Annotated in this window: 14 protein-coding genes; all 14 read left to right on the top strand. The window is 59.2% G+C overall.

Going from position 1 to position 16920, the window contains the following annotated elements; all coding sequences use genetic code 11:
• The first annotated feature begins 334 nt into the window (after positions 1-334).
• Positions 335-1621, top strand: coding sequence for an urea ABC transporter substrate-binding protein (urtA, locus tag ACZ1HA_RS15095; RefSeq protein ID WP_472714462.1), 1287 nt, complete (start codon positions 335-337; stop codon positions 1619-1621).
• A gap of 81 nt (positions 1622-1702) precedes the next feature.
• Positions 1703-3628, top strand: a complete 1926-nt coding sequence (urtB, locus tag ACZ1HA_RS15090) for an urea ABC transporter permease subunit UrtB (RefSeq protein WP_472714461.1) — start codon at positions 1703-1705, stop codon at positions 3626-3628.
• Positions 3629-3632: 4 nt separating this feature from the next.
• The gene (urtC, locus tag ACZ1HA_RS15085; protein ID WP_472714460.1) at positions 3633-4796 is read left to right on the top strand and encodes an urea ABC transporter permease subunit UrtC; all 1164 of its coding nucleotides are present in this window, start codon (positions 3633-3635) and stop codon (positions 4794-4796) included.
• Positions 4793-5545 carry an urea ABC transporter ATP-binding protein UrtD gene (urtD, locus tag ACZ1HA_RS15080; protein ID WP_375229797.1) on the top strand — a complete coding sequence of 251 codons (753 nt, stop codon included), beginning with the start codon at positions 4793-4795 and terminating at the stop codon, positions 5543-5545. Before urtC ends, urtD begins: the two co-directional genes overlap by 4 nt.
• Complete coding sequence (gene urtE / locus ACZ1HA_RS15075) at positions 5538-6233, top strand: urea ABC transporter ATP-binding subunit UrtE (RefSeq protein WP_472714459.1); 696 nt, start codon at positions 5538-5540, stop codon at positions 6231-6233. Before urtD ends, urtE begins: the two co-directional genes overlap by 8 nt.
• A 157-nt stretch (positions 6234-6390) precedes the next feature.
• A complete protein-coding gene (locus ACZ1HA_RS15070) occupies positions 6391-8019 on the top strand; it encodes a thiamine pyrophosphate-dependent enzyme (RefSeq protein ID WP_472714458.1) in 1629 nt (542 codons plus the stop codon).
• Positions 8020-8196: 177 nt separating this feature from the next.
• A complete protein-coding gene (locus tag ACZ1HA_RS15065) occupies positions 8197-11061 on the top strand; it encodes a monovalent cation/H+ antiporter subunit A (RefSeq protein ID WP_472714457.1) in 2865 nt (954 codons plus the stop codon).
• A gap of 1 nt (position 11062) precedes the next feature.
• Complete coding sequence (locus ACZ1HA_RS15060; RefSeq protein WP_375229801.1) at positions 11063-11419, top strand: Na+/H+ antiporter subunit C; 357 nt, start codon at positions 11063-11065, stop codon at positions 11417-11419.
• Positions 11416-12957, top strand: coding sequence for a monovalent cation/H+ antiporter subunit D (locus ACZ1HA_RS15055; protein WP_472714456.1), 1542 nt, complete (start codon positions 11416-11418; stop codon positions 12955-12957). The genes ACZ1HA_RS15060 and ACZ1HA_RS15055 overlap by 4 nt, the downstream gene beginning before the upstream one ends.
• Before the next feature lies 1 nt (position 12958).
• Entirely contained in the window at positions 12959-13462 is a 504-nt protein-coding gene (locus ACZ1HA_RS15050; RefSeq protein ID WP_375229803.1) for a Na+/H+ antiporter subunit E, read from the top strand.
• Positions 13459-13746, top strand: coding sequence for a K+/H+ antiporter subunit F (locus ACZ1HA_RS15045; protein ID WP_472714455.1), 288 nt, complete (start codon positions 13459-13461; stop codon positions 13744-13746). The genes ACZ1HA_RS15050 and ACZ1HA_RS15045 overlap by 4 nt, the downstream gene beginning before the upstream one ends.
• A complete protein-coding gene (gene mnhG / locus ACZ1HA_RS15040) occupies positions 13743-14132 on the top strand; it encodes a monovalent cation/H(+) antiporter subunit G (protein ID WP_472714454.1) in 390 nt (129 codons plus the stop codon). Before ACZ1HA_RS15045 ends, mnhG begins: the two co-directional genes overlap by 4 nt.
• A gap of 252 nt (positions 14133-14384) precedes the next feature.
• Positions 14385-16160 carry an aspartate--tRNA ligase gene (gene aspS / locus ACZ1HA_RS15035; protein ID WP_472714453.1) on the top strand — a complete coding sequence of 592 codons (1776 nt, stop codon included), beginning with the start codon at positions 14385-14387 and terminating at the stop codon, positions 16158-16160.
• A gap of 41 nt (positions 16161-16201) precedes the next feature.
• Positions 16202-16912, top strand: a complete 711-nt coding sequence (locus ACZ1HA_RS15030) for a GNAT family N-acetyltransferase (protein WP_472714452.1) — start codon at positions 16202-16204, stop codon at positions 16910-16912.
• Positions 16913-16920: the final 8 nt, after the last annotated feature.

Genomic DNA, 16920 nt, shown 5'->3' with positions numbered 1-16920 from the left:
CCGAACCGATCGCTTTTTTGAACGGCGTGTATGCGCAGCCGAGTTCCGATTTGTTTAAGAATTAGGCAGTTGCATCCAAAAACGGCGCGGAAATCAGCAAAACCGGGCGCTTCGCCAAATCTCTGATGCAAATGGTGGCAAACCCACGACGCCTGAGTCCAACTGACGGCGCTCTTCGGGGCGCTGAGATGCCGCGCGATGGACGATCCTGGCAGATGCTGACCACCGCGCGACTGCAACATAACTGCTGCGGGTTCTGACTACACCAGTTGGAACGGGGACAATAGCCTGAAGTCTGTTCCCGGGCGCAGCTCTTACAGGGACTGTTTTCCAGATGGCTCACTCACTGAAATTTTCTTCCTATGTTACGGCCGCAGTGCTTGCGTCCACTGGTCTTGCGGCTGCCGAATGTGCGGATCCGGTCAAGGTCGGTGTGCTGCACTCTCTCTCGGGGACGATGGCGATCTCCGAGACGACGCTCAAAGACACCATGCTCATGCTGATCGAAAAGCAGAACGCCGCCGGTGGTGTTCTGGGCTGCGAGATCGAAGCGGTCGTTGTTGACCCGGCATCTGACTGGCCGCTCTTTGCCGAGAAAGCCCGCGAACTGCTGACGGTGCATGAAGTCGATGTGATCTTTGGCAACTGGACGTCTGTGTCGCGCAAATCTGTACTGCCGGTGATTGAAGAGCTTAACGGTCTGCTCTTCTATCCGGTGCAGTACGAAGGCGAGGAAAGCTCGCGCAACGTGTTCTACACCGGTGCTGCACCCAACCAGCAGGCGATCCCCGCGGTTGACTACTTCCTAGAAGAGCTGGGCGTTGAGAAGTTTGCCCTGCTGGGGACGGACTACGTTTACCCGCGCACGACAAACAATATTCTCGAGCAGTACCTGCAGGACAACGGTATCGCGTCTGACGATATCTTTGTTAACTACACACCCTTTGGCCACTCCGACTGGGCGACAATCGTCGCGGACGTCGTCGCGCTGGGTGAAGACGGTAAGCAGGTCGGCGTGATTTCGACAATCAACGGCGACGCAAACATCGGTTTCTACAAAGAGCTGGCGGCTGCTGGTGTCTCCGCAGACGACATCCCGGTTGTGGCCTTCTCTGTGGGTGAGGAGGAACTGTCCGGCCTCGATACGTCGAACCTGGTGGGCCACCTGGCCGCGTGGAACTACTTCCAGTCCGCGGAAACAGATGCAAATGCCGAATTCATTGACGCGTGGAAAGAGTTTGCCGGCGCTGACCGTGTGACCAACGACCCGATGGAAGCGCATTACATCGGTTTCAACATGTGGGTGAACGCCGCGACGGCCGCCGGTACCACGGATGTCGACGCCGTGCGGACCGCAATGTACGGTCAGGAATTCCCGAACCTGACGGGTGGTACTGCGGTCATGCTGCCAAACCACCACCTCGCTAAACCGGTGCTGATCGGTGAAATCACCGCAGACGGCCAGTTCGACATCATCTCCAAGACGGCAGAGGTCCCCGGCGACGCCTGGACCGACTTCCTGCCAGCGTCCAAGGTTCTGACGTCTGACTGGAAGGAATTGGGCTGCGGCATGTACAACACAGAGACCAAAACCTGTGTGCAGCTGACCTCTAACTACTGACCGTGAAGTCCGGCAGGGCGGTAGTGAACCGCCCTGCCACTCAGAACTCTGTTTTCCAAAAATTCCCGAAAGACCCGAACTGTGCGCCGATTTCTTCTTGCCATAGCATTCCTTTGTGGTGCCTTGCCGCAGGTTCAGGCAGGCGAGCTGCAGGACATCCTGCAGATCCACGCCGACGAAGTTGCCAAGCCGTCGCGCCGCAGCGTCGGGGTGCTTCTGGATGATCTGGTGGCGTCGGGCCTGCCGCAGGTTCCGGCATTCCTTGAGGAATGGGCCGCTAAAAACGTCTGGCGCGCGCCGGATGGTGACTTTGTCTTTGGGTCGCCGGACGGTGATGGCCTGGAAGTCCGCGATGTGGACACAGGGCAGGCCTCATCGGCCGGCAAAGAAGGGTACAGCCAGATAAAACCAAATGGCGGCGTGCGCCGCGTTATTGGCACTGCCCTTGTCCAGTTTCAGCTTTCGGACCCCGATCCGGACCGCCGCAGGAGCGCGCTTGAGGCGATCTCCCGGCGCCCGGAGGCAGCACAGCTCGCGCCGCTGCGGGCATCGCTTGAGGGCGAGACAGACCCCGCGCTGCTGGCACGGAAGCAACAGCTGGTCAGCTTCCTTTCAGCGCAGTTTGCAGAAACAACCGACGAGCGTGTCGCTGCGATCAGCTCACTTTCCAAAGACACCAGTGTCGAGGCGCGCAGTGTCCTGAACCGCATCCTGAGCACCCGTGAGGGCGTGGCAGCAGAACTGCCCGATGCCAATATTGCCCGGATCACAGATGCTTCCGCCGATCCCGACACCTTCTATGGCGTTCTCACTGCAGAGGGTCTCGCACCGCCGGTCGTAACCGATGCGGAGATCCGAACCGCACTGGAGCAGAATGTAGCCGGCGGATCATCGGGCGGCGTTCCCGTGGCCCGGCTGAATGATCCGGAGATCAGGCAAACAGCTTATGCGCAACTGGCGGCTGATGGTCTGGTGCCGCCTCTCGTGACCATCGCTGACCGGGACGCCGCACTGGCCGCGCATGTCTTTTTTGACGCCTATGACGAGAAAGACCCGGCAGTAACCGCCGCCGCCGAAGAAGCGCTCGCGTCCGTCACGCAGCGTGTCGCATGGGAACAGGCGGCAGATCTCGGGCTCGACGCCTTGTCGCTGGCATCAATCTACTTTCTGGCGGCCATCGGGCTCGCGATCACTTTCGGCGTCATGGGTGTCATCAACATGGCGCATGGCGAATTCATCATGATGGGCGCCTATACTGGTTATGTCGTTCAGCTGTTTGTGCCGGACTATACGCTGTCCATCATCATCGCGCTGCCCCTGGCCTTTGCGATAACTTTCGGCGCGGGCGTGACCATGGAACGTCTGGTGATCCGCCACCTCTATCACAGGCCGCTCGAAACACTTCTGGCGACTTTCGGTATTTCCATCGCGCTGCAGCAGCTGGCCAAAAATATCTTTGGCACCCAGGCGCGGCCGCTGACCTCGCCCGCCTGGCTGGACGGTGCCTGGGTGATGTCTGATGTCATCCAGATCAGCTACATCCGCATTGCGATTTTTGTTCTGGCGCTGCTGTTCCTGGCTCTGATCCTGTTCATCCTCAAACGCACCCGTCTGGGTCTGGAGGTGCGCGCCGTCACCCAGAACCCCGGCATGGCGGCAAGCATGGGGATTAGCCCTGACCGTATCAATATGCTCACCTTTGGCCTCGGCTCCGGTATCGCGGGCATCGCGGGCGTCGCCATTGGCCTCTATGCCAAGGTCACATCCGAAATGGGCGCCGACTATATCGTTCAGTCCTTCATGACGGTTGTTGTCGGCGGGGTTGGAAATGTCTGGGGCACCCTGGCCGGGGCATCCATGATCGGGTTCCTGCAAAAGGGGATCGAATGGCTGAACCCGTCGAATACGCTGGCCGCCCAGACTTACATGATTCTCTTCATCATCCTGTTCATCCAGTTCCGGCCCAGGGGTATTGTCGCCCTCAAAGGGCGGGCAGCAGCGGACTGATATCATGCGCAGAACATTCATCGCAGAAAACCCGTCTGTTCTCTGGTTCCTGGCCGCACTTGGTCTCTTCACGCTGGTGGTCACGATGCTGTCGGAATGGGCCGGTACCGGCTTCATCCCGACGTCTTTCATCAAAACCCTCGGCAAAACGCTGTGCCTTTGCCTGATTGCCATCGCAATGGATGTGGTCTGGGGCTACTGCGGTATCCTCAGTCTGGGGCATTTTGCGTTCTTCGGGATCGGTGGCTATGCGATCGGGATGTGGCTTATGTATGCGCGCACGGAAACCATCGTTCTGGAAAGCCTGAGCACCCAGGTCATCCCGCCGACCCCACAGGAAATCACGGATGCCATCGGCAATCAGATTTTCGGCGTGGTGGGCAGTTCCGAATTTCCGGCAATCTGGGCCTTTGCGGATAATCTGTACCTGCAGCTGCTGATGGTTGTGCTTGTGCCCGGGCTGCTGGCCCTCGTGTTCGGATGGCTGGCGTTCCGGTCGCGGGTGACCGGTGTCTATCTGTCGATCCTGACCCAGGCGATGACGCTCGCATTGTCGCTCTATCTGTTCCAGAACGACTCCGGACTGCGTGGAAATAACGGCTTGTCGGGTCTGCAGAACATCCCCGGTTTTGAGACAGCACCGCAGTCGGCTGTATCGCTTGTCTTTTTCTGGGCGTCTGCACTGGCCCTGGCGGCAGGATACGTTTTCTTTGCCTGGGCCGTTTCGGGAAAGATGGGAAGCGTGATCAAGGGCATCCGCGACAACGAGGCCCGCGTGCGGTTTCTCGGTTACCGGGTTGAGAGCTACAAGCTTTTCATTTTCACCATAACAGCGGTCGTCTCTGGCATTGCCGGGGCTCTTTATTACCCGCAGGCCGGGATCATCAACCCGGGTGAAATTGCGCCCATCGCCTCAATCTATCTGGCGGTCTGGGTGGCGATCGGGGGGCGCGGGCGGCTATATGGCGCGGTGATCGGTGCTGCCTTTGTTTCATTGCTTTCCAGCTGGTTCACAGGAGGCGGCGCACCCGCCATCAACCTGGGCTTTTACACCATCCAGTGGACCGACTGGTGGCTGGTGCTGCTGGGCCTGTCCTTTGTCGCTGTCACGCTCTTTTTCCCGCGCGGCATTGGTGGCCTGTTTGATTATCTGGTGAGAAAGCCATGAACTCTACACTGCTTGAAGTCTCCGGCCTGACGGTCAGTTTCGACGGATTTCGCGCCATTAATAATCTGTCCGTACAATTTCCCGAGACTGGCCTGCGTGCCATTATCGGGCCCAACGGCGCGGGCAAAACGACCTTCATGGACATTGTCACCGGCAAGACCCGCCCCGATGAAGGCAGGGTGATCTGGGGCGAGAAAAACATCTCGCTGCTTGGCATGTCCGAAAGCGATATAGCCATGGAAGGCATCGGTCGCAAATTTCAGAAACCAACAGTGTTCGAGGCACAGACCGTGCGTCAGAACCTGGCAATGGCGCTGAAAAATCCGCGCGGGCCCTTTGCCGTCCTCATGCACAAGCGCACAGCGCGCAATGGTGAGCGGATAGAACGGATTGCCGAAGAAACCGGCCTTGCCGATGAGCTGACCCGTGTGGCCGGAGAACTCAGCCACGGACAGAAGCAGTGGCTTGAGATCGGGATGCTGCTCGCACAGGACCCGCGCCTTTTGCTGGTGGATGAGCCGGCCGCGGGGATGACAGTAGAAGAGCGCGAGAAAACCACTGACATCCTGAGACGGGCGGCGGAGACCTGTGCCGTTGTGGTGGTCGAGCACGATATGGAGTTTGTGCGACGTCTCAACTGCAAGGTGACTGTGTTGCACGAAGGATCGGTTCTGGCTGAGGGCAGTCTTGACCATGTGACATCCAATCCTGCCGTGATCGACGTTTATCTGGGGCGGTCCAATGCTTGAAGTCAGTAGCCTCAGTCTGCACTACGGTCAGAGCCAGATACTTTATGACATGAGCCTTGATGCGCCGACCGGGCAGATCACCGCCGTGATGGGCAACAACGGTGTCGGCAAAACCAGTCTGCTCAAAGCACTGGCGGGGCGGCACCCATATTCGGCGGGCGAAGTCGGGGTTGCCGGTAAACAGGTCGGGTCAGGCAGTGCCGTGCGTTCCGCCCGCGCCGGTATCGCCTATGTACCGCAGGGCCGAGAGATTTTCCCGATGATGACCGTGATGGAAAATCTGGAAACCGGGTTTGCCCTGCTGCCAAAAGACAGCCGCACAATCGGGGATGATATTTTCGATCTGTTTCCTGTTCTCAGCGACATGCGCGCCCGGCGTGGCGGGGACCTTTCCGGGGGGCAGCAACAGCAGCTCGCCATCGCAAGAGCATTGATCACCCGGCCCGAAGTTCTGCTGCTGGATGAGCCGACAGAAGGCATTCAGCCAAACGTTATCCAGCAGATCGGTGCCTGTCTGCGTCTTCTGCGGGACAGGGGCGATATGGCCATTGTACTGGTCGAACAGAACGCGGACTTTGCCTATGACCTCGGTGATCGTTTCGTCATGATTGAAGGCGGTCGTGTCCGCCGGCGGGCGGAAAAAGCGACCTACACCAGAGAGCAGATGCTGGAAGATCTGGCGCTCTAGGGTGCTCGCCCCGATGATCAGATGGCCGGGCCATCCGGATTTGGTCTCGACGCTCCCGCGTGCGGATGGTTAAGTCGCCAGCGGAACGCGGCAGGCACGAACGGGTATTCTCACATGACACAACGGCACGGCGGACAGGTTTTGATCGAGATCCCTGGTGGCGCTCGGGGCCCGGCACAGTTTTGGTGTGCCCGGTGAAAGCTATCTGGCCGCACTGGACGCCATGCACGATACCGCAGGTGTTTTCGATTTCACCCTGTGCCGTCAGGAAGGCGGTGCGGCCTTTATGGCGGCCGCATACGGAAAACTGACCGGCCAGCCCGGTATCTGTTTCGTCACGCGGGGACCCGGAGCGACCAACGCGTCGATCGGTGTTCACACTGCAATGCAGGACAGTGTGCCGATGCTGCTCTTCATCGGACAGGTCGGCGCGGATATGAAAGACCGTGAGGCGTTTCAGGAGATCGACTACAGAGCATTTTTCGGAACCGTTGCGAAATGGGCCACGGAAATTCCCGATGTGACCCGTATTCCGGAATATGTCGCGCGGGCATGGAGCGTTGCGCTTTCCGGCAGACCCGGCCCTGTCGTCGTAGCACTGCCCGAAGATGTTCTGTCGGCCGTCTCCGATATTCCGCCTCTCAGAAAACCAGTCGCGATACCGGAGCCCGCCCCGTCACAGGATGCGGTCGCTGAAATTGCGGCTCGGCTGGAACAGGCGGAACGTCCGCTGATCATTGCAGGTGGGCAGGGCTGGAACGACGACGGCCGCGCTGCGTTGCAACGTCTGGCAGAGGCGTCAGATGTCCCTGTCGTAACCGCGTTCCGGTTCAACGATCTGATGGACAATCACAGCCCGCATTATGCCGGTGAGGCCGGTGTCGGGATGCACCCGACGACGCAGGCTTTGATCCGGGCCAGCGACGCTGTTCTGGCCATCAACGTGCGCATGGGAGAGATGACGACCGGCGCTTATGAGCTGCTGGACGTACCATATCCGGCGCAGTCTCTGTTCCATGTGCACACGTCGGACGGAGAGTTAGGTAAGGTCTATGTTCCTGATATTGCTGTGCATTCCGGACCGAACAATTTCTGTACGGCGCTTGCCGGTGTCATCCGCGAACGATCAGACAGCGCATGGCGGTCGCGGGCCCGGAAAGGTTTTGAGGCAACGCTGGATGCTCCGGCGCAACCGGGCCCGGTTGATATGGTCAGCATCATGGCGCATCTGCGCGACCGTCTGCCTGACGATGCGATCCTGACCAACGGGGCTGGCAATTTTGCGTCCTGGCCGGGCAAATTCTTCCTCTATGGTCCGGACCAGAGGCTTCTGGCGCCACAGTCGGGGGCGATGGGATTTGGCGTTCCGGCAGCGATCGCAGCCAGGGTCGCTGATCCGTTGCGCACTGTGGTCTGTTTTGCCGGAGACGGGGATTTCCAGATGACCTGCCAGGAACTGGGCACCGCAGCTCAGGCGGGTGCACAACCGATTATCCTGATCCTTAACAACGGGGTCTACGGGACAATCCGCATGCACCAGGAAGCCCATTTCCCAGAGCGGGTATCGGGCACCACGCTGGAAAACCCGGACTTTGCAGCACTCGCGGCTTCCTACGGATTTCATGCTGAGACCGTTCAGAGCACGGCTGAATTCGAAGCTGCTTTTGAACGGGCGATGGCCTCACAAACGGGGGCCGTACTCGACCTGCAGGTCGCGGCAGAAGCGCTCACGCCGGGTCGCACCCTGAGCCAGATCCGCGAGGCGGCGCTCCGGTCAGCAGACTGAAAAGCGCCAGCGATATGGGCCGTTGATACCCCTCAGACCGCAGGTTTTCGGGCGAGTCATGCTTTGTTCTGCGGTTTTGACGGAAAAACCGACAAAATTTCTCGGTTTCCCTTGAGATCAGGCGGAAAGTGACACATTTACAAACGAACTTTTTTGGCCTGCAGATCAGGAGTTCGCGTGTCCCTCTTCCTTATCGTCGCCCTGCCATTCCTCGGAGCACTGCTTCCCGGACTGATGAATTCAGCGGGGCGTCAGGCCTGTGCCGGCATCACGTTTACTGTGACGCTTGCGGCTTTTATCGGGCTGCTGACGAACGCACCGGCTGTTTTTGCCGGTGAAGTTGTTCAGGCCGGCGTCAACTGGCTGCCTGCGCTGGGAATGAACTTTACGCTGATGCTCGATGGGCTTGGCTTCTTCTTCGCGCTTCTGATCCTTGGTATTGGCCTACTGATCATCACGTATGGCCGGTTTTATCTCTCACGCGACGACAATATGGGTGAGTTTTTCACCTATCTGCTGCTCTTTCAGGGCGCGATGGTCGGGATTGTTCTGAGCGACAACATCCTGCTGCTGCTCGTCTTCTGGGAACTGACTTCGCTGTCGTCATTCCTTTTGATCGGCTACTGGAAACACCTGCCTGAAGGGCGGCAGGGTGCCCGGATGGCGCTGACCGTAACGGGAATGGGCGGCCTTGCCATGGTCGGTGGCATGCTGATCCTTGGCCAGATTGCGGGCAGCTATGATCTGAGTGTTATTCTCCAGAACCGCGAACTGATCCAGGAAAGCCCGCTTTACCTGCCTGCGCTGCTGCTGATCCTGCTGGGGTGTTTCACCAAGTCTGCGCAGTTCCCGTTCCATTTCTGGCTGCCGCACGCAATGGCAGCCCCTACGCCGGTTTCCGCCTATCTGCACTCAGCCACTATGGTGAAGGCCGGTATCTTTCTTATGGCCCGCATGTGGCCTGTGTTGTCCGGGACGCCGGAATGGTTTGTGATCGTGACGACCGCCGGTCTGATCACGATGGTGATCGGTGCCTTCATCGCGGTCTTTAAACATGATCTCAAAGCGCTGCTGGCCTTTTCGACGGTCAGCCATCTGGGCCTGATCACCATGCTGCTCGGGACCGGCACCGCGTTCGGGGCGATGGCTGCTGTTTTCCACATTCTGAACCACGCAACGTTCAAAGCGGCGTTGTTTATGTCTGCCGGGATCGTCGATCACGAGGCGCACACCCGCGATATCCGCAGGTTGGGCGGACTGCGGCATCTGATGCCGATAACCTTTGTCATCGCGACCGTTGCGGCGCTCTCGATGGCGGGCATTCCGTTGCTGAACGGCTTCCTGTCCAAGGAGATGATGCTGGAGGAAGCGCATCATACCGTGCTCTTTGGTTCGCACTGGCTGGTGCCTGCGCTTGCAGTGGTTGGGTCGCTCTTTTCCGCGGCCTATTCCTTCCGGCTGATCGCGCATACCTTCTTTGGCCCGAAGCGCGATGATTATCCAGCAAAGCCACATGATCCGGGCCCGGGCATGTGGATGCCGCCAGCCATTCTGGTGGTCCTGGTGGTGGTGATCGGTGTGGCGCCGTTCCTTGTACAGGATTTTGTTTTCATGGTCGCCAAGGCGGTGATCGGAGACGTCGCGCCTCTTGAAACCAAATACATCAAAATCTGGCACGGCCTTGTTCCGGCGCTCTTTATGTCGATCGCTGCTGTGGTCGGTGGTCTTCTGCTGCTAGCCGCATTCCGCCCCGCCCTTCGCCTGTGGGACGCAGCACCCCGCCCGGAGGCAAAAACAATCTTCGAAGCGCTGATCGCAGGGGTGGTCGCGGCAGCACGCGCATTCACCCACAAACTGCACAATGGTGCTTTCTCGCGCTATGGCGCGATCATGGCAGTCACGGTTATCGCCGCGGGTTATTTTGCTTGGACGACCGGTACGGTTGGTGCTGCGACTCGTGAAATGCAGCCTGCCGGTCCGGTGCCGATCGCAGGCTGGGTGATGCTGGTCGCCGCAACGGGTGCGCTGGTGTTCCAGCACCGGAACCGGCTTCTGTCGCTGATCCTGATCGGGATCGCCGGACTGATGGTCTCCGTAGGGTTTGTGTTCTTCAGTGCGCCGGACCTTGCGATGACACAGATCACAGTGGAAGTGGTCACGATTATCCTGCTCCTGCTGGCACTGAATTTCCTGCCGAACCATACGCCGGTCGAAAGCGATGTGATGCGCCGCACAAGGGATGCGGTTGTCGCCCTTGCCGGTGGTCTTGCAGCAATGGGCCTGTCGTTCCACTACCTGATGCGTGAGGCTGTCACGACACCGATCTCTGAATTCCACCTTGCCAATTCCTACAAAGGCGGTGGCGGTACAAATGTGGTCAACGTTATCCTCGTCGATTTCCGGGGCTTTGATACCTATGGCGAGATTATCGTGCTGGGGATCGCCGCCCTGCTGATCTATGCGCTTACTGAAACGCTGCTGTCCGGTCCGGTACGCGCGCGTCTGCTGAACCGCAAACCTGACCAGCCGCTGGCGGGTGACATGCATCCGACCATGATGGTCGTACTGACCCGTGTGATCATGCCCGTCGTTCTGATGGTCGGCTTCTACATCTTCCTGCGGGGCCACAATGAACCGGGCGGTGGTTTCATCGCCGGTCTCGTCGTTTCGATTGCCGTGGTGATGCAGTACATGGCCAGTGGTTTCAGCTGGACGTCTGCGCGGCTCAGATATCCCTACCATGGTGTGATCGGTGCCGGTGTGCTGATCGCCGGCCTGACCGGGATCGGATCCTGGTTTGTGGCCAAACCTTTCCTGACCTCGGACTTTACCTATGTGCGTATCCCTCCTTTCCAGGAGTTCGAACTGGCGACGGCGGCGCTCTTTGACCTCGGCGTCTTCCTTGCGGTGGTTGGTGCTGTGATGCTGTCCCTTGAAAGCTTCTCCAGACTGGCAAGACGCGCTCACGTGCGCGACAGCGAACACCCGATGGACATCGATCCGTCGCGTGACGACCCGGAGACTGCAGAGGGGAGGGCATAATATGGAACTTCTCGTTGCATCTGCAATTGGCGTGCTGACGGCAGGCGGTATCTATCTGATGCTACGGCTGCGCACTTTCCCGGTCATTCTGGGTATTTCGCTGCTGACCTACGCGGTGAACATCTTTCTGTTTGCTTCCGGCCGCCTGACCGTCGGAGCGCCACCCATCCTGCAAAAGGGAGTGGAGACCTATACCGATCCGCTGCCTCAGGCACTGGTTCTGACCGCGATTGTGATCTCGTTCGGCATGACGGCTGTTGTGGTGATGATCGCGCTCGGGGCGTATCTGGGCTCGGATGATGACCATGTGGATGACCCAGCCGGATCTGCAGGATCCGACGGGAGGGACGCGACATGATACACTGGATCATCGCCCCCGTTGTCCTGCCCGCGCTGCTGGCGCCCTTTATTGTTCTCGCCGCCCGCTACCATCTGGGCATTCAGCGTGTGTTCTCGGTTGTGGGTGTTCTCGCGCTCATCGTGATCACGGCCGGCCTCGCGTGGCAGGCCTCGGACGGGACGGTCACGCTTTACCAGCTGGGTGACTGGGCCGCGCCGTTCGGCATTGTTCTGGTCGGCGACAAACTCTCTACCATGATGGTTCTGCTGACCGCTGTGCTGGCACTCTTTGTGCTTCTGTATGCCATCGGATCCGGCTGGGATGACCGGGGCCGCCATTTCCATGCACTCTATCAGTTCCAGCTGATGGGGATCATGGGGGCCTTTCTGACGGGCGACCTCTTTAACCTCTTCGTATTCTTCGAAGTTCTGCTGATTGCGTCTTATGGCCTGATGATCCACTCGGGCGGCAATGCGCGCCTGCGCGCGGGTGTTCAGTACGTCCTGTTCAATCTGCTGGGATCGACGCTGTTCCTCTTTGCTCTGGGGTCGGTCTATGCCGAAACCGGGACGCTGAATATGGCAGACCTTGCACAACGTGTTGCCCTTGTTGATCCGGCGGAAACCGTGGGGATCCGTGTAGCTGCCGTTCTGCTTCTTCTGGTGTTTGCCATCAAGGCAGCACTGGTTCCACTGCATTTCTGGCTGCCATCGAGCTACGCCGAAGCACCGGCGCCTGTCGCGGCACTGTTCGCGATCATGACCAAGGTGGGGGCCTATGCGATCATCCGGGTTTACACCATTGTGTTCCCGCCTGATCTGGAGGCCACGGCCGGTCTGCATGATACGTGGCTGCTCCCTGCGGCTCTGATATCGCTGGCAATCGGCATGGTGGGTGTGCTGGCCGCACGGGAACTGAACCGCCTCGTAGCTTTTTCCGTGATCGGGTCCATGGGCATGGTGATGATTTCCATCTCGCTGTTCACCCCGGTCGGTATCGCGGCCACGCTTTACTACATCGTGCACTCGACCTTGGCGGCCGCCGCGCTGTTCCTGATTTCTGATCTGGTGCGCACCGGGCGTCGCGACCTGTACCTGACGCCGCAGCCACCGGTTGCCGGAGGGACTGCGACTGCAATTCTGTTTTTTGCGGCCGCCATCGCAATGGCCGGCTTGCCGCCGCTGTCGGGCTTTCTGGGCAAGCTCCTCGTTATGGATGCTGCTTTCGCATCACCGCAGGTCGCCTGGATCTGGGCCGTCATCCTGATTTCCAGCCTCGTAAGTGTGGTCGGGTTCGCCCGGGCTGGCAGTGTGGTTTTCTGGAAATGCCGCAGCATCGAACCGGACCCGGAAGCGCCTGAACCAACAACTCCGACGGTCCTGTCGTACGTTGCGGTCGCCGGTCTGATGGCGCTGCTTGTTGCACATACGGTGTTCGCAGGCCCGGTGCACCGGTATACGACCGGAATTGCTGCGGATCTCTTTGCGCCGGACGCCTACATTTCAACAGTGCTTGAGACGCCGGGGAAACTGAGCAAACCGAAGGAAGGGCACTGACATGTTAGGCAGAGCTTTTAACTGGCTGGTCCCACACCCTCTGGTGACGCTTCTCCTGGCGGTTGTCTGGACCCTGCTCCAGAACAACGTTTCGGCTGGCATGGTTGTTTTCGGGTTTATCCTCGGGATCATCATTCCCTGGATGACATCCATCTGGTGGCCGGAGTCGCCGCGCGGTTTTCACATGGGTCGCATGATCCGGTACAGCATCGTGGTGATCTGGGACATTCTCGTCGCCAACGTTCAGGTTGCGTGGATTGTTCTGACAGTGCCGAACTCGAAACTGAAACCCGCCTGGATCGTTATCCCGCTGGAACTGCGACAGCCTGAGGCAATCACGGTTCTGGCCGGAACAATCACGCTGACACCCGGTACTGTTTCCGCGGACCTTTCCGATGAAGGGCACAGTCTGTTGGTGCACGTTCTGCATACTGATGATCCGGATGCTGTGTGTCGTGACATCAACACACGCTACCAGCAGCGCCTGAAGGAGATTTTCGAATGAGCTTTGCAGCTGAATTTCTCGACATTGCGGTGATCGTTGCCTTTGTTGCGGTGGCGGTCGGGCAGATCCTCGCGATGGTCCGGCTGGTCATCGGCCCGGAGACAGGCGACCGCATTCTGGCGCTTGATACAATGGTCGTGAACGCAATCGGCATGATCGTTCTGCTGGGCATATCCCAGGGCACCGGCATTTATTTCGAGGTTTCGCTGATCATCGCGATGCTCGGTTTTGTTTCGACCGTTGCCTACACGCGCTTTGTTCTGAGGGGGGACATCATCGAATGACGCTTGAGCTCATCGGAACCTGGGCAACAGCCCTTTGCCTGCTGGTTGGGGCAGGGTTCACACTGGTCGGTTCTATCGGCCTGCTGAAATTCAACGACTCTATGACCCGTCTGCACGCACCGACCAAAGTTGGCACGGTGGGAGTTGGCGCTTTGCTGCTGGCCTCTGTCCTTTATTCCTTTACCTTCGAGGAAGGATCATACCACGAGCTTCTGATCATGGGCTTTCTGTTCGTGACAGCGCCGATTTCCGCGAATTTTATCGCCAAGGTGAACATTCACCGCCGGTCCTGTGAGACGCCACCGCCACCGCCTGAGGATGATACCTGGTCCACGCTGAATGTACCCGCAGCGGATCAGCATACGGAGGCCACGTCGCAGAACTGACCCGCCCGGCCAGGCGGGTAGCGATCTGACCTGTGCGACCTGAAGCCAGCCAGACGTCTGAGCCGTGATCTGCGCTGTGGCGATGAGGCTGAGTGCATGGCTGGATGTTGCCCTTATCTCTGCCGGATCGGCCTGAACGCTGCGGTGCGCTGACATCTTCGATAAATGCACAACTACGCCCCCGATCTCCTTGACTTCCGGCGCGTGAGCGAGTGTATCTGGCCGGAAATCTGACCCCCGGAGGGATACACTATGCACGCCTATCGCAGCCATTCCTGTGCCGACCTGACCGTAGAAAATGTCGGGCAGACCGTTCGCCTGTCCGGGTGGGTGCACCGGGTCCGCGATCATGGCGGCGTTCTGTTCATCGACCTGCGCGATCACTATGGCGTCACACAGGTTTTGTGCGATCCCGACAGCCCGGTCTTTGCTGAGGTCGAAAAAGTGCGCGCCGAATGGTGCATCCGTATCGACGGCGAAGTCAAAGCGCGCGACGTGTCGCTGGTAAATGACAAGATCCCCACAGGTGCAATCGAGGTATTCGTGCGTGACATCGAAGTGCTCGGTGCTGCGGGTGAACTTCCGCTGCAGGTGTTCGGGGATCAGGAATACCCCGAAGAGACACGCCTGCGGTACCGTTACCTGGACCTGCGCCGCGAGAAGATGCAGAAAAACATGGCGCTCCGGTCGGATGTTGTGGCGTCGATCCGCCGCCGCATGTGGGACACCGGATTCCGCGAATACCAGACCCCGATCATCACAGCCTCGAGCCCGGAAGGCGCGCGTGATTTCCTCGTGCCCAGCCGACTGCATCCCGGGAGATTCTATGCACTGCCCCAGGCCCCGCAGCAGTTTAAACAGCTGCTGATGGTGTCCGGTTTTGACCGCTATTTCCAGATTGCGCCCTGTTTCCGTGATGAGGATCCGCGTTCGGACCGCTCGCCGACAGATTTCTACCAGCTCGACCTGGAAATGAGTTTTGTGACCCAGCAGGATGTGTTCGATGCGATCCAGCCTGTGCTGACCGGTGTCTTCGAAGAGTTCGGTGGTGGCCGGCCGGTGGACCAGGAATGGCCACAGATTTCCTACAAAGACGCGGCGCTCTGGTATGGATCTGACAAGCCTGACCTGCGCAACCCGATCAAGATGCAGGTTGTGTCCGAACATTTTGCCGGCTCCGGTTTTGCGATTTTCGCCAAACTGCTTGAGCAGGAAGGTACCGAAATCCGCGCAATCCCCGCGCCAACAGGTGGCAGCCGCAAGTTCTGCGACCGGATGAACGCTTTCGCCCAGAAAGAGGGTCTGCCCGGGATGGGCTACATCTTCTGGCGCGATCAGGGCAATGGTATGGAAGCCGCTGGCCCACTGGCCAAGAACATCGGTCCGGAACGCACAGAGGCGATCCGCCAGCAGCTTGGTCTGGGCGTCGGTGATGCGGCCTTCTTCCTTGGCGGCAAACCCAAGGCTTTCGAAGCGGTTGCCGGCAAAGCCCGGAACGTGATCGGCAGCGAACTTGGCCTGACCGATGAAAACCGTTTCGCTTTTGCCTGGATTGTCGATTTCCCGATCTATGAAAAAGACGAGGAAACCGGCCGCATCGATTTTGAGCACAACCCGTTCTCGATGCCGCAGGGCGGTATGGAAGCGCTGGAAGGGGACCCGCTTGCCGTGCGGGGCTATCAGTATGACCTGGCCTGCAACGGGTACGAACTGGTGTCCGGCGCAATCCGGAATCACCGCCCGGAGATCATGTTCAAAGCCTTTGAAATCGCAGGCTACGGTGAGGATGAGGTGCGCAAACGGTTTGGTGGTATGGTCAATGCTTTCCAGTACGGCGCTCCGCCACACGGTGGCTGTGCCGCGGGTATCGACCGTATTGTGATGCTGCTGGCTGATGAAAGCAGCATCCGGGAAGTCATCCTGTTCCCGATGAACCAGCGCGCCGAGGATCTGATGATGGCAGCACCGTCAGAACCGATGAGCGACCAGCTGATGGAACTGGGACTGCGCGTTATCCCGCAGGACTAGGGCATCCGGGGCACAAGCGCAGTATGAGCACAGATCGGCACATGTCACAGTTTGGGGCACCGGTTCCGGGATGGACCCCGCCACCGGCGCCGCAGGGTGACGCCATGCGTGGGCAGTACGCGACGCTCGAAGCGCTGGATCCGGCGGTGCATGGGGATGATCTGTATCAGGCCTATATCGGCGGGGAAGCCGTCTGGGACTATCTGCCGTACGGGCCTTTCCCGGACGCAGGCAGCTACAGGGGCTGGCTATGTCAGACGGTCGCAAACACCTCCCATCTTTTCTATGCAATCCGGAATGAGGCGACAGGGCGCTGGGAAGGCGTTGCAAGCTATCTTCGTATCGACCCCGCTAATGGTTCGATTGAAGTAGGCAATATCAACTACAGCCCGGCCCTGCAGAGAACCCGAGCTGCGACCGAGGCGATGTATCTGATGATGCAGTGGGCTTTTGAGAATGGCTACCGCCGCTACGAATGGAAGTGCAATGCGCTAAACGTTCCATCCCGCAGAGCGGCGCAGCGGCTTGGATTCAGTTATGAGGGTGTGTTCCGCCAGGCGACTGTTGTCAAAGGGCGGAACCGGGATACGGCCTGGTTCGCTGCGATCGACAGCGAGTGGCCCCGGCTTCAGCAGGCATTCCGGACGTGGCTGTCGCCCGATAACTTTGACGCAGAAGGTCGTCAGATTGAGGATCTCGGCGGGCTGACGGCACCGGTGCGCGTAAGCGCGGATCCACTGTTCGGAAACTGACGGCCGGG

Source organism: Roseobacter sp. S87 (assembly GCF_055693285.1).
This window is presented reverse-complemented; position numbering and strand designations above follow the sequence as displayed.